Origin of the sequence: Bacillus haynesii, assembly GCF_001969855.1 — a bacterium.
GTDB classification, from domain to species: Bacteria; Bacillota; Bacilli; order Bacillales; family Bacillaceae; genus Bacillus; species Bacillus haynesii.
On the sequence record NZ_MRBL01000005.1, the window covers coordinates 163,564 to 177,290 of the forward strand.

Annotated in this window: 13 protein-coding genes; 1 reads left to right on the forward strand and 12 read right to left on the reverse strand. The window is 49.3% G+C overall.

Translation table 11 applies throughout. The features are described 5' to 3' along the window. Position 1: 1 nt before the first annotated feature. From def to BTA31_RS05490, 8 genes are all read right to left on the reverse strand, one after another. Positions 2 to 484 (reverse strand): peptide deformylase, encoded by a 483-nt coding sequence (def, locus tag BTA31_RS05455; RefSeq protein WP_009328532.1) that lies wholly within the window; start codon positions 482 to 484, stop codon positions 2 to 4. A 29-nt stretch (positions 485 to 513) separates the two neighbouring features. Beyond that, the gene (gene priA / locus BTA31_RS05460; RefSeq protein WP_076789580.1) at positions 514 to 2,931 is read right to left on the reverse strand and encodes a primosomal protein N'; all 2,418 of its coding nucleotides are present in this window, start codon (positions 2,929 to 2,931) and stop codon (positions 514 to 516) included. Further along, positions 2,928 to 4,145, reverse strand: coding sequence for a bifunctional phosphopantothenoylcysteine decarboxylase/phosphopantothenate--cysteine ligase CoaBC (gene coaBC / locus BTA31_RS05465; protein ID WP_076789583.1), 1,218 nt, complete (start codon positions 4,143 to 4,145; stop codon positions 2,928 to 2,930). The genes priA and coaBC overlap by 4 nt, the downstream gene beginning before the upstream one ends. An 81-nt stretch (positions 4,146 to 4,226) precedes the next feature. Next, entirely contained in the window at positions 4,227 to 4,427 is a 201-nt protein-coding gene (rpoZ, locus tag BTA31_RS05470) for a DNA-directed RNA polymerase subunit omega (protein ID WP_026586917.1), read from the reverse strand. Positions 4,428 to 4,429: 2 nt separating this feature from the next. After that, positions 4,430 to 5,044 carry a guanylate kinase gene (gmk, locus tag BTA31_RS05475; RefSeq protein ID WP_043926043.1) on the reverse strand — a complete coding sequence of 205 codons (615 nt, stop codon included), beginning with the start codon at positions 5,042 to 5,044 and terminating at the stop codon, positions 4,430 to 4,432. A 7-nt stretch (positions 5,045 to 5,051) separates the two neighbouring features. Beyond that, the gene (gene remA, locus BTA31_RS05480) at positions 5,052 to 5,321 is read right to left on the reverse strand and encodes an extracellular matrix/biofilm regulator RemA (protein WP_003181657.1); all 270 of its coding nucleotides are present in this window, start codon (positions 5,319 to 5,321) and stop codon (positions 5,052 to 5,054) included. A gap of 75 nt (positions 5,322 to 5,396) precedes the next feature. Continuing rightward, positions 5,397 to 6,272, reverse strand: coding sequence for a YicC/YloC family endoribonuclease (locus tag BTA31_RS05485; protein WP_076789586.1), 876 nt, complete (start codon positions 6,270 to 6,272; stop codon positions 5,397 to 5,399). Between the two features lie 110 nt (positions 6,273 to 6,382). Further along, positions 6,383 to 9,055, reverse strand: coding sequence for a calcium-translocating P-type ATPase, SERCA-type (locus tag BTA31_RS05490; RefSeq protein ID WP_076789589.1), 2,673 nt, complete (start codon positions 9,053 to 9,055; stop codon positions 6,383 to 6,385). A gap of 146 nt (positions 9,056 to 9,201) precedes the next feature. Between BTA31_RS05490 and BTA31_RS05495 the strand changes: the two genes are divergently transcribed. After that, on the forward strand, positions 9,202 to 10,914 hold the full coding sequence (locus BTA31_RS05495) for an Rqc2 family fibronectin-binding protein (protein ID WP_043925956.1): 1,713 nt from the start codon (positions 9,202 to 9,204) through the stop codon (positions 10,912 to 10,914). Between the two features lie 21 nt (positions 10,915 to 10,935). Here the strand turns inward: BTA31_RS05495 and BTA31_RS05500 are convergent, their stop codons facing one another. From BTA31_RS05500 to cysC, 4 genes are all read right to left on the reverse strand, one after another. Next, positions 10,936 to 11,430, reverse strand: coding sequence for an NAD(P)-dependent oxidoreductase (locus BTA31_RS05500; RefSeq protein WP_076789592.1), 495 nt, complete (start codon positions 11,428 to 11,430; stop codon positions 10,936 to 10,938). Next, positions 11,411 to 12,196, reverse strand: a complete 786-nt coding sequence (locus BTA31_RS05505; protein ID WP_076789597.1) for a sirohydrochlorin chelatase — start codon at positions 12,194 to 12,196, stop codon at positions 11,411 to 11,413. Before BTA31_RS05505 ends, BTA31_RS05500 begins: the two co-directional genes overlap by 20 nt. Before the next feature lies 1 nt (position 12,197). Then, positions 12,198 to 12,971, reverse strand: a complete 774-nt coding sequence (gene cobA / locus BTA31_RS05510) for a uroporphyrinogen-III C-methyltransferase (protein ID WP_076789599.1) — start codon at positions 12,969 to 12,971, stop codon at positions 12,198 to 12,200. Positions 12,972 to 13,120: 149 nt separating this feature from the next. After that, the gene (gene cysC, locus BTA31_RS05515; protein ID WP_076789602.1) at positions 13,121 to 13,714 is read right to left on the reverse strand and encodes an adenylyl-sulfate kinase; all 594 of its coding nucleotides are present in this window, start codon (positions 13,712 to 13,714) and stop codon (positions 13,121 to 13,123) included. Positions 13,715 to 13,727: the final 13 nt, after the last annotated feature.

Sequence of the window (13,727 nt, forward strand, 5' to 3'; positions counted from 1 at the left end):
ATCATCCTTCCATTTCCTCAAGTTCTTCCGCATCATAATAGCGCGTTACTTTTGATGTGAATAAAATACCGTCCAAGTGGTCGATTTCGTGCAGCAGCGCCCGCGCCAAAAAGCCCTCAGCTTCAATCGTAAACGGTTTCCCGCGGCGGTCGAACGCCTTGACCTTTACATAATCCGAACGCTTCACTTCACCGTATAGATCGGGAAAGCTCAGACAGCCTTCAGGACCCGTTTGTTCACCGCTCTCTTCGATGACCTCCGGGTTGACCAGTTCAATTCTTCCCGTGTCATCGCCGATATCGACGACTGCCGCTCTTTTTGAAACGCCGATTTGCGGGGCAGCCAGTCCGACTCCGTCCAGCTCAAGCATCGTATCATACATATTATCGAGTAGTTTCTTTAATGATTTATCAAAAGACGCAACGGGTTCGGCAGGGGTCTCAAGAACCTCCGCCGGATACGTTACGATCGGTTTTACTGCCAATCTAGAAGCCCTCCATCACACTGTTATTTTTACATCATCATATATGGATTCATGTCGATCGAAATCGTCAACTGCTTTTGTTCAATGTCGCGTTTGTAATGATCCATAATGGTTTTAAGCAACGATGTAAGCTGGTTTTCCTGTTTGTATTTTATCACGCATTGATAGCGATATCTATCTTTGATCCTGGCGATCGGTGATGCGACAGGGCCGAGAATCTTCGCCTCACTTGAAATGTTCTGTTTTAAATAGTTGGCGATTTTTTCAGTCACGAGTGCCGCCTTCGTCACTTCCTCGTGCGATACGCTGACCAGCGCCAAGTAATAATAAGGAGGATAGGCCTGTTCCCTTCTGTGCAGCATCTCCTGCCGGAAGAATGTTTCATAATCGTGCGTTTTCGTGAGCTGAATGCTGTAATGGGACGGTGTGTACGTCTGAATGATCACCTTGCCCGGCTTTTCGTGGCGCCCCGCTCTTCCGCTCACCTGCGTCATCAGCTGGAACGTTTTTTCAGCGGCTCTGAAATCGGGGATGTGAAGCATCGTATCCGCGCTCAAAACACCGACGAGCGTGACGTTTTCGAAATCGAGCCCTTTGGCGATCATCTGTGTTCCAAGCAGGATATCGGCTTCGCCTCTGCCAAAAGATGTGAGCAGCTTCTCATGCGCTCCTTTTCTTGAGGTTGTATCGACGTCCATGCGGATCACCCTTGCAGCCGGCAGAACCTTTGTCAATTCTTCTTCGACCCGCTGCGTGCCTGTACCAAAGTAGCGGATATGCTCACTTCCGCATTCGGGGCAGCTTGACGGCATACCGGTTTCATAGCCGCAGTAATGGCACTTCAGACGCTGTCCATACCTGTGGTACGTCAATGAAATTTCGCAATGAGGGCACTGGATGACATATCCGCAGTCTCTGCACATGACAAATGAGGAATAACCCCTTTTGTTTAAAAACAGAACGGCCTGCTCTCTTTTTTCAAGGGTTTCCTCAAGTCCGGCCATTAAGTCTTTGGAAAACATCGAACGGTTTCCGCTGCGCAATTCCTCTCTCATATCGACGAGAGACACGTCAGGCATGACTTGGTGATTGACGCGGTGCTTGAGAGAAAGAAGCTTGTACACGCCTTTTTTCGCCCTTGCGAACGATTCGAGCGTTGGCGTCGCACTGCCGAGCACGACCGGACACCGGTGGTATTCAGCCCTTTGAATCGCCGCTTCTTTCGCATGGTATCTCGGCATCTCCTCCTGCTTGTACGATGTTTCGTGCTCTTCATCAATAATAATCATGCCGAGATTTTCAAACGGCGCGAAAATCGCCGAGCGCGCCCCGACGACGAGACGGACTTCTTTGCGGTGGATTTTCCGCCATTCATCATATTTTTCTCCTGTTGAAAGCCCGCTGTGCAGTACGGCTACCTGTGAGCCAAAGCGCCCTTTAAAGCGGTTGACCATCTGCGGCGTCAGCGAAATTTCCGGGACGAGGACGATCGCTTCTTTACCGGCTTCCAGCACCTTTTCGATCGATTGAAGATAGACTTCCGTTTTTCCGCTTCCGGTCACTCCGTGAAGAAGAAACACATCGTGCCGCTTGTCTTCGATCGCATCTGCTATCGCCTCGTACGCCTGCGCTTGCTCTTCAGTCAGCGGAAGCGGTTCGGTTTTTTTGAACATTCTGTCCTGATAAGGATCCCTGTAAACCTCCTCTTCCCTTTCCTTTAACAGCCCCTTGTCGATCAGCGCTTTTAAGGACGCGGAAGAGCCTCCCGTTTTGTCGATCAGAGCCTTTGCCGGAACAGCACCATCCTCTTTGCGGTCGATGAAAAACTGAAGGACCGCTTTTTGTTTGACAGCTTGCGGGGAGAGGCCGTCAAGCGCTTCTTTTAAATGTTCTTTCGCGCAAAGGGGGGCGATCATTCTCCGCGTTTTTTTGTTTGTTTTCTGCTTTACTTTATATGCCACTTCAAGATTGCCCTCTTGAACGTGGCGCTGAATCAGCTTTAATGTCCCGTGGTCATCTATATCTGAATAAGAAAGCGTGTCTTTTTGCGAGAACAGGGTTTGAAGCGGTTCGGGAAGCGGCTGATCGCCGATCACCTTGATTTCTTTGCCGTATTTTGCTTTCATAGCCGCGGGGAGCATCGCCTGCAAAGCTGTAATTTTAAAAGAAAGTGTTTTTTCTGTCAGCCAGTCTGACAGCTCGAGCAGCTCCTCCGTCAAAACGGGCGTCAGATCAAGGATATCCTCGATATCCTTAACCGAACGACCGGCGAGCTCCGACGATTCTTTCACGCCGGTGACAAATCCCTGGATTTTGCGGGCTCCGAACGGAACGATCACGCGCATCCCTTTTTTAATCATGCCTTTGAATTTGTCGGGGATGCGGTAGTCAAACGGTCTGTCGATATTTTTGGTTGTAACATCGACGATCACTTCAGCGAAATTCATGAGGACGTCCCGCTCCGTCCGGCAAGCTCAGCGGCTTCCTTCAAGACTTCGGCGGCAACCTCCCGCTTTGACATCAGGGGATGTTCCGTCTTTTTGCCGTCTCGATGAAACACCGTCACGATGTTGGTTTCCGTTCCAAAACCGGCGCCTTCAGCTGTGATATTGTTGGCGACAATCATATCGAGATTTTTTGTCTCCAGCTTTTGTTTGGCATAGTCTTCGACATGCTGCGTTTCGGCAGCAAAGCCGACCAAGATTTGCTTTGTTTTCCGCTCTCCCAAGGCTTTTAAAATATCCTTCGTGCGCTCAAGCTCAATGACGAGGCCGCCATCCTTTTTCTTCATTTTTTGATCGTGAACATGCTTTGGCCTGTAATCAGCGACAGCTGCTGTTTTAATGACGATGTCGCTCTTATCGAAAACGGATAGTGCCGCTTGATACATATCTTCTGCAGACTGAACATGAATAACGTCAACCCCTGCGGGATCATCAAGCGCTGTCGGGCCGGCAATCAGGGTCACGCGCGCTCCCATTCTTGCTGCTTCCTCAGCGAAAGCATAGCCCATTTTCCCTGTTGAACGGTTGGAGAAAAAGCGGACGGGATCGATTTGTTCTCTTGTCGGACCCGCTGTAATTAAGACTCGCTTTCCTTCAAGCAAACCGCTGTTTTCGTTTGAAAAATACGACTCGGCCAACTGGACGATCCGCTCAGGCTCTTCAAGTCTGCCTTTGCCGATATAGCCGCACGCAAGGTAGCCTTCACTCGGCTCGATAAACCGGTAGCCGTCTTTGTAAAGAACGCTGATGTTCCGCTGAACAGCCGGGTGGTCGTACATATGGACGTTCATCGCCGGAGCGATCCATACCGGGGCTGTCGTCGCCAAAAGCGTCGTCGTCAGCATGTCGTCGGCAATGCCTGAAGCAAGTTTTCCGATCACATTGGCCGTTGCCGGAGCAACGATCACCAGATCCGCCCAATCTGCGGCATCGATATGGGCAATGACACGGGGATTCGGTTCTTCGAACGTATTGGTATATACTTCATTGCGCGAAAGCGCTTGAAAGGTGAGCGGAGACACAAATTCACAGGCGGATTTTGTCATGATGACTTTCACATTGGCTCCTGCCTGTACGAGCTTGCTCGTCAAGGCGGCCGCTTTGTATACCGCGATTCCTCCGCTTACTCCCAGCAGGATGTTGCGATTTTTCAGCATCGTTTTTCTCCCCCTTATGTTCTGTTCGCCGGCCCTGAAAAAAATAACAACCTAGTGTATAGGTTGCTATTTTTAAGGCTATTAGCGATTTTCCTTTTCGAATGTAAGCAGTCCGGCATCGATTTCTTCCAGTGCTTTGCCGACATATTTATGCGACTTCGGATTTTCGATCTGCGCGTCTTTGTTGATCTGCATTTCGCGGGCGCGTCTTGCCGAGACGGTAACGAGCGTGTATTTTGAATCCAGTTTATTCATTAAAGAGTCAATTGACGGATCTAGCATAATTATTCAACCTCCAGCATTTTCTTATATCTTGGAGCAACGCGGTCGCGCCGTAAATGTTCGGCGAGAACGATTGCTTTGATTCTTTCGCATGCAAGCTCAATGCTGTCATTTTCGACAACATAGTCATAGGCGTCCATCAGTTCGATTTCTTCCTTCGCCGCTTTCATCCGGTTCTCGATCAGGGATTCTGTCTCTGTGCCTCTTGTGACAATCCGGTTTTTCAATTCGGCAAGGCTCGGAGGCGCCAAAAAGATAAACAAGCCTTCAGGAAATGCCTTTCTGACTTGCAGCGCACCCTGGACTTCGATTTCGAGAAAAACGTCCCTTCCGCTTTCAAGGGTCTGTTCGACGTAGTCAACGGGTGTTCCGTAATAGTTGCCGACATATTCGGCCCATTCGAGCAGCTTGTTGTTCTCGATCATCTCTTCGAACTCTTCGCGCGTCTTAAAAAAGTAGTCGACGCCGTCTCTTTCGCCTTGCCGAGGTTTTCTTGTCGTCACCGAAATCGAATATTCAAATTTTGTGTCCTCCTGAGCAAACAGCGCCTGCCTGACTGTCCCTTTTCCGACGCCTGAAGGGCCGGAGAGAACGATTAATAAACCTCTTTCTTTCATAAAGCTCTTATCCCTGCCCTTCATCCATAATTTCTTCTTTAACGGAAAGCCTTTGTGCTACTGTCTCAGGCTGGACGGCAGATAAGATGATATGGTCACTGTCCATAATGACAACCGCACGGGTTCTTCTTCCATATGTAGCATCTATAAGCATGCCGCGGTCTCTGGCATCCTGGATCATCCGCTTAATAGGCGCGGACTCCGGACTCACAATCGAGATCAGCCGATTCGCGGATATGATATTTCCAAAGCCGATATTGATCAGTTTAATCGTCATCCTATACGTTCCCCCTGTACTTGGACGTCTCTAGTTTAACCTGCAGAGAACATCCGTAAACAATACGCACAATCGCTATTCTATATTTTGCACTTGTTCTTTTATTTTTTCAATAGAGCTTTTCATTTCGACCACATGTTTTGTGATCTGGTGATCATTCGCTTTTGAACCGATCGTGTTCGCTTCACGGTTGAGCTCCTGAACGAGGAAATCGAGCTTTCTCCCCGCGGCCCCGCCCGCTTCGCATATATCGCGGAACTGGCGGAAATGGCTTTTCAGCCTCGTCACTTCTTCCGTGATATCCGAACGGTCTGCAAACAGTGCGACTTCCGTCAGCAGACGGCTTTCATCGAGACCGTCTGTTGACCATTCTTCAAGCCGCGCCTCAAGGCGTTCCCGATAGTGGTCGACGACCTTGGGAGCAAGCTCTGCGATGTCGTCTGTCAGCTTTTCAAGCCTTTCAATATGCTGAAGGCAGTCATCCTTCAGCCTCAGCCCTTCTGCTTCGCGCATGCTGCACAATTCAAGAACGGCAGCCTCAACCGCTTCAAGAAGAACCTCTTCAAGCTTGTCATTTTGAATCGGCTCTTCTTCGACTTGAATGACATGCTCAAACTGAAAGGCGTCTTGAAGCGTGATGTCTCCAGAAAGCCGGCAGCGGTCTTTCATTTCGCGCGCGGCTTTCTGGTACTCTTCAAGCAGCGGCCAGTCAACCTGGATTTTCCGGGTGACCAGAGCCTCGTCGTCAACGGAAACGAACAGCTCGAGCCGCCCCCTTTGTATATGTTTAAAAATCGTTTGCTTTATTTTGTCTTCTAAATAGAGCAAAGGTCTTGGCATGCGTGCATTTACTTCTTTAAACCGATAGTTGACAGATTTCAGCTCAACAGCTGCTGTCAGCCCATCCTTCGTTTTGCTCGCGCCGCCGAAACCGGTCATACTCCGTATCATAAAACACACCCAATTCCGTATAAGTGAAAAAGACTTTCTTTGATTTAAATTTACGCAAGATGAAAAGGCAATAGAAACCTCTATTACCTTTAAGATTATATCATACAAGCCTATTTTTTTCTTGTCAAAAGTGACCCGGCCAATAAAAAAGTTGGAATCGCTGACATTCCGACAATCAGGAGCCAGTCTGCCATTAAAATCGGAACCGTATGGAAAATCGGCTGCAGCGGCGGATAATAAATAACGACAAGCATCAAAAGAATCGAAGACAATACTGCGCCGAGCAAATAAATGTTTTCAAACGGATTGCGGTCAAAGATGGACCGCTCGCTCCGGCAGTCGAACACGTGGATCAGCTGCGCAAGGACGAGTGTTGCAAAAGCGACCGTCTGAGCATACTCAAGCGCTTCTGGATTGCGATTGTAAATGAACATAAACGCCCCGAGTGTGGCGATTCCGATTAAAAAGCCGCGCGATACGACCTTCCAGCCGAGCCCCCTTGCAAACACGCCTTCTTTCGGACTCCGCGGCTTCCTCTGCATCACATCGTCTTCAGGCTGATCCATGCCAAGCGCCATGGCAGGCAGGCCGTCCGTCACAAGGTTGACCCATAGAATCTGTATCGGGACAAGCGGCAGCGGCAGAGCGAGCAGCATTGCAAACAGCATGACTAAAATTTCGCCGACATTAGATGCGAGCAAGTACCTGATGAACTTTCTAATATTTTCATAGATATTGCGTCCTTCTTTGATGGCCGATTTAATCGTTGCAAAATTATCATCGACAAGGATGAGCGACGACGCCTCCTTGGCGACATCCGTTCCCGTAATCCCCATCGATATACCGATATCCGCCTGTTTAATCGCAGGAGCATCATTGACTCCGTCTCCCGTCATGGCGACGATGTGGCCGTTTTCCTGGTAGGCGGTCACGATCTTCAGCTTATGTTCGGGCGACACCCTTGCAAACACGTAAACATCGTCAACTATTTCCGCCAATTCTTCCTGCGAGAGCTCGTTCAGCATCTGGCCGTCCATGACCTTTCCGCGCGGAGGCAATAATCCGAGATCTTTTGCGATGGCCGTTGCCGTTATCACATGGTCGCCGGTGATCATGACCGTTTTGATCCCCGCTTCCCGGCATTCTTTAATCGCTGTTTTCACTTCGGGCCGCGGCGGATCGATCATCCCTAACAGCCCGATGAAAGTTAAGCCTGACTCCGCTTTTTCGAGCGGGGGATTTTCTGTTTCTTTGATCAGTTTATATGCGACAGCAATCGTTCTCAGCGCTTGGGACGCAAGAGTTTCCAGCGCCGCGCTTGTTTCGGCGAGCCTTTCCTTTGTGAAGATTTCGCGCTTTTCTTCTGTCAGCGTATGCGACGAACGCTTCATCAATACATCCGGCGCACCCTTTGTGATGACAAAGCGCTTGCCGCTCTTGTCTTCCACAATGACAGACATCATTTTCCGCGTCGAATCAAACGGAAACTCCTCGATGATTTTAAAATGTTCGTCAACATATCTGTCCGTAAAACCTGCTTTTCGAGCCGCCGTTAGCAAAGCGCCTTCAGTGGGATCGCCGTCAAGACGAAACTCCCCGTCTTTTTCGATAATCGAAGATGAGTTGCATAATGCGCCGAACAATAGTACCTGTTGGAGCGGTTTATGGTGCTTGGCTTGGACGTCGCGCCCGTTCATGCTGAAAGAGCCTTCGGGTTCGTAGCCGATCCCTGATACGTTCCACGTTTTTCCGCCTGACCAGACATGGGTAACCGTCATTTTGTTCTGCGTCATCGTTCCGGTTTTATCGGAGCAAATAATGGACGCGCATCCGAGCGTCTCAACCGCGGGCAGCTTTCTGACAATCGACTTTTGCCTGATCATCCGTTGTACGCCGAGAGACAGAGCGACCGTGACAATGGCCGGCAGCCCTTCAGGTATGGCCGCGACGGCAAGGGAAACTCCCGCTAAAAACATGCTGTATAGATCATGTCCCTGAATGACGCCGGCAGCAACGACAAGCAGCGTCAGGAACAAAGCGGCGACAATCAAAATTTTGCCGAGCTCTTCAAGCCTTCTTTGCAGAGGGGTCGCCGTATTCCCGGCAGATTCAAGCATATCGGCAATTTTCCCCATCGCAGAGTTCATTCCCGTGCCGATGACGACGCCGGTGCCGCTCCCCCTTGTGACAAGCGTTCCCATGAAAGCCATATTCTTCAGATCGCCCAGCGAGACATCGGATGCCTGAAAAGCTTCTGCCTGTTTTGACACGGGGAGCGATTCACCCGTAAGGGCCGATTCTTCTATTTCAAGGCTCTTTGTCTCGATAAGCCTGAGATCGGCGCCGATTCTGTCTCCGCTTGCAAAACGGACAACATCTCCCGGAACAAGCTCTTTGGAAGGGATCTTCACCCAGTCTCCCTCCCGGAGCACAGCCACTTGAGGAGCTGACAGTTCTTTCAAAGCCTCGAGCGATCTTTCCGCCCGCCTCTCCTGAAAGAATCCGAGAATGCCGTTAACAAAGATGATCGCGATGATCGCGATGGCGTCAATATATTCGCCGAGAAAACCCGAAATCAACGTGGCCGCAAGCAAAACAAGAACCATGAAATCCTTGAATTGAGAAAAAAACAATGCGACCGCCGATGTTTTTTCCCCTTCCTGAAGTTCGTTTGTTCCGTGTCTTTCCAGCCGCTTTTCGGCCTCTTCTTCTGTTAAACCTTTGTCGATGGACGTTTTTGTTATATTTAACAATTCGGTTTGTCCCATCTCGTGCCATTTCATTGAATCGTCCACTCCTCCTGCCCTAAAGGTTGCTTTTGGTTTATCCATCTCTATAAGTCAATTTATTCAGACTCGTCCCAAATCATGCTATAATTATTGAATGGACGTTTTACGAAGAGGATTAACGAGAAAAGGGAGTTTTTCATATGTCTTTTGACGGCATTTTTACATACGGAATGATCGAAGAATTAAATGAGACAATTCGAGGCGGACGGATCGCAAAAATACACCAGCCGTTTAAGCACGAGCTCGTGTTTCATATCAGGGCGAACGGGCAGAACCGCAAATTGCTGCTCTCCGCCCACCCGAGTTATGCGCGGGTACACCTGACAAACGAAACCTATGACAACCCGAGCACCCCTCCGATGTTCTGCATGCTCCTCCGCAAACATCTGGAAGGCGGCTTTATCGACCAAGTCGAGCAAATCGGCATGGACAGAATGATGGTCTTTCATATCAGGAGCCGGAACGAAATCGGCGACACGCTGACAAGAAAGCTGATGGTCGAAATCATGGGAAGGCACAGCAACATCGTGTTAACCGACGGAGAAAAAGACGTTATCATCGACAGTTTGAAGCATCTGTCACCTTCGGTGAACAGCTACCGCACCGTGCTCCCGGGATACGATTACATTCTCCCTCCCGCACAGAACAAACTGTCCCCTCTGGAAGCGGAGACTGAGGATATTCTCCGCCACCTGAATTTCCAGGAAGGCAAACTGGACAGGCAGATCGTCGATACCTTTTCCGGCGTCTCGCCTCTGTTTGCGAAAGAAGCCGTCTTTCGTGCGGGCCTTGCCAACAGGGCGACACTGCCAAGCGTCTTGACAGAGATGTTCAGCGAAGTCAAAAACCGGCGTTTTCAGCCCCGGCTTGTCACGACAGAAGATGGAAAAGAATATTTTTACCTTCTTGAACTGACCCATATAAAAGGCGATAACAGATCCTTTCATACGCTGAGCGAACTTCTTGACCGCTACTATTTCGGAAAAGCAGAGCGGGACCGCGTCAAACAGCAGGCTCATGATTTAGAGCGTTTCGCGGCAAACGAAAAGAAAAAAAACGAAAACAAAATCAAAAAGCTGAAAAAAACGCTTGAGCAGTCCGAACATGCGAAAGATTATCAGCTGTACGGAGAGCTGTTGACAGCGAACCTGTACCAGCTGAAAAAAGGTGACAAAGAGGCGAAAGTCATCAACTACTATGATGAAAACAGCGGAGAAATCACGATTCCGCTTAATCCGAATAAAACGCCTTCTGAAAACGCACAAAGCTATTTTACAAAATATCAAAAAGCGAAAAACTCGGTGGACGTCGTGAAGGAGCAGATCAGATTGGCAGAAGAGGAAATCGCTTATTTCGACCAGCTGATTCAGCAGCTTTCGTCTGCCTCTCCGAAAGATATAACTGAAATCCGCGAAGAGCTCGCCGAAGGAAAATATTTGCGTGCCAAACAGCAAGGGGGCCAGAAAAAACAGAAAAAACAGGCGCCGACGCTCGAAGCATACGAATCTAGCGCAGGAGAAACGATTCTCGTCGGCAAAAACAACAAGCAGAACGAATATTTGACGATGAAGCTTGCCGCCCGCGACCACATCTGGCTTCACACGAAAGATATTCCGGGGTCACACGTCGTCATCCAATCGAGCGACCCGGACGAGCAAACCATTCTTGAAGCGGCGCAGATCGCTGCATATTACAGCAAAGCGAAAAACTCCGCTTCGGTTCCCGTCGACTATACAAAAATACGCCATGTCAAAAAACCGAATGGCGCCAAACCCGGGTTTGTCACCTACGACAGCCAGCAAACCGTTTTTGTAACACCTGATGAAGACTTGATCATCAAGCTGAAAAAATAATAATGCCAAAAGGCCTGAACCTCAAGGGTTCAGGCCTCTTCTTTTACGGAGAAGCTCGTCGATCTCTTGGACGAGCTCATCATCGATCAAATCATCGATCTGTCCGGCCAGCTTGATCGTGTGACGCGGGCTGGCTCCGTTTGTCGAGACAGATATGGTTATGTTTCCTCTGTTGATTATTTTCGGAACATATACATTTCCAAGCTCCGCTTCACTCGCAACATTGATGAGCTGATCAGGAGCGGCTGATGCGGCGATCCGCTTGTTCATCTCGTGATCATCGGTCGCGAGAATGATCAGAAATGCATCCTTGAAATCACCGGGTTCCGCTTTTTTCTTCTTCCATTCGATGCCGTGCTCTTCGATCAATCCGAGCATCTCTTCTGATGCTTCAGGGCTGATGACGGTTGCAGATGCACCTTCTGCCAGCACCGTATTCAGCCGCCGTGCTGCAATCTTCCCCCCGCCTGCAATGACCGCGGCTTTGCCTTTAATGTTAATGTGAAGCGGCAGCATCTGATGCTCCTCTAAAATCAAAGCGGCCGGCTTTGTTGATAACCGCTTCCTCAATGCGGTGCAAAAAGGCGTTTTTAACATGGGGGTGAAAGCCGAGGTAATCCGTCAGCACGACATCCGGATTGGTTTCTTTCAGCTTTGCGGTTTCCCTTTCAATCTCGTTCATCAGCATACCGGTAAACAGCAGATACGGCACGATGAATGTCGTTTTTCCGTCCCGTTCTTTGAGCTGTTTAAACACATCCAGGTAGTGCGGTTCACAGGCTGTCATAAAGCAGGGAATGACCTCGTCAACGGGTGTGAGGTCTCTCAGCCGCTCGCAAATGTCATAGACATCCCGTTTGACATCCGGATCAGAGCTTCCCCTTCCGATCAACACGACTCTTGCATGTTCATATGGCGTCCCCGTTTCTTCGATCCTTGTAAAAACCGCTTTGACGACTTCCTGATCGACGCCGATCGGCTTTCCGTAAGTGACGCTGACGGAAGGATATTGCGAGGAAGCACGGGCAAGCTCTTCAGGGATGTCCCTTTTGGCATGTGCGGCTGTCAATAGAAGAAGCGGCACGGCCGCGATATGCGTCGCCCCCTTTTCCACACACGCTTTAAAGCCGGTTTCGATATCCGGTGCCACCAGTTCCAAAAAAGAGATTTCCTGAATGGGGGCGGACATGTTTTCTTTGCAGCTCTCCAAAAAAGCGGCTGCTTCTGTTTGCGCTTTTTTCAGACGGCTTCCATGGCCGATATATAAAATCGCTTGTTTCATATTAAAGCGCCTCGCTTAATGCCGGATCTTTCAGCTCGGGTTCAAACCAGCTTAACTGTGAGCTGAATTGAACGACATCCCCGATGACAATCAGGCTCGGGTTTGCAATCTTTTCGCTTTCGGCTGTAGCGGCAAGCGTTTCAACCGTGCAAAGCACCGTTTTTTGTTTGTCCGTCGTTCCCCAATGGATGAAAGCGGCAGGCGTTGACGGATCTCTGCCGTTTTCGATCAGAAGCCTTTCAATTTGCTTCACGTTTTTGATCCCCATATAAATGACAAGCGTATCGATCCCTGTGGCTAACGCTTTCCACTTCTCTTCAAAATTTTCTTCTTTTTGATAATGGCCTGTCACGAAAGCGACGTTTGAACTCGCTTCCCGGTGTGTCACCGGAATGCCCGCATAAGCAGCAGCGGCAATTCCCGAGGTGATTCCCGGCACAATTTCAAAAGCAACCCCGTGTTCAGCGAGGGTTTGCGCTTCCTCGCCGCCTCTGCCGAATACGAAAGGATCGCCGCCTTTCAGTCTGACAACGGTTTTCCCTTTTTTCGCATACTTGACGAGAAAATGATTGATCGTTTCCTGCTTCATCATGTGGTAGTCCGGAAGCTTTCCGCAGTAGATGAGATCCGCTCCCTCCTTGGCATGCTGTAAAATCTGTTTATTCACAAGCCTGTCATACAAAATGACATCAGCTGTCTGGATGGCTTTTAAAGCTTTGATCGTCAGTAAATCGGGGTCTCCAGGACCTGCCCCAACGATATATACTTTCCCCATCTTAGATCTCCCCCCGATCTGCAACGTCTTCTTCAATTCATTATAAATCATAAAGAAAGCGTTTGGTGCCTGAAAATATCACAAAAACCAAACGTTTTCTTTATGAAATAGGAAAGTGCATGTGCCGCACTTTCCTATTCACCCGCATTTTATTTCGTTTGATCTTTCACGTATTGGACGAGCTGGTTTTTGCACTCCTCCCGGTTATGTGCGCCTGTATCAAGAACAAGCTCAGGCGTATCAGGCTCTTCATAAGGCGAATCGATCCCCGTGAAAAATGGAATTTCTCCGTTTCTCGCTTTTCTGTACAAGCCTTTCGGGTCGCGCTCTTCACACGTCGCCAAATCGCATTTCACATAGACTTCGTGAAACTCATCTTCCTCGACGAGCTGTCTGACAAGCCCGCGGTCTTCTTTAAAAGGAGAAATGAACGCCGTAATGACGATCGTCCCCTGTTCGACAAAGAGCTTCGCAACCTCGCCGATCCGACGGATGTTTTCCTTCCGGTCTTCATCAGAAAACCCGAGGTCCTTGTTCAGCCCGTGCCTGACGTTGTCGCCGTCAAGCACCGTGACCTGGTAGCCTTGTTCAAACAACTCACGCGCAGCAGCGTTGGCAATCGTTGATTTTCCCGAACCGCTCAAGCCCGTCAGCCAAATGATTGAGCTTTTATGTTGATTTTTCTCATGATATTCCCGTTTTGTAATGGACGCTTCATGCCAGACAATATCTTTATTTACCAAGAGATGCTCCCCC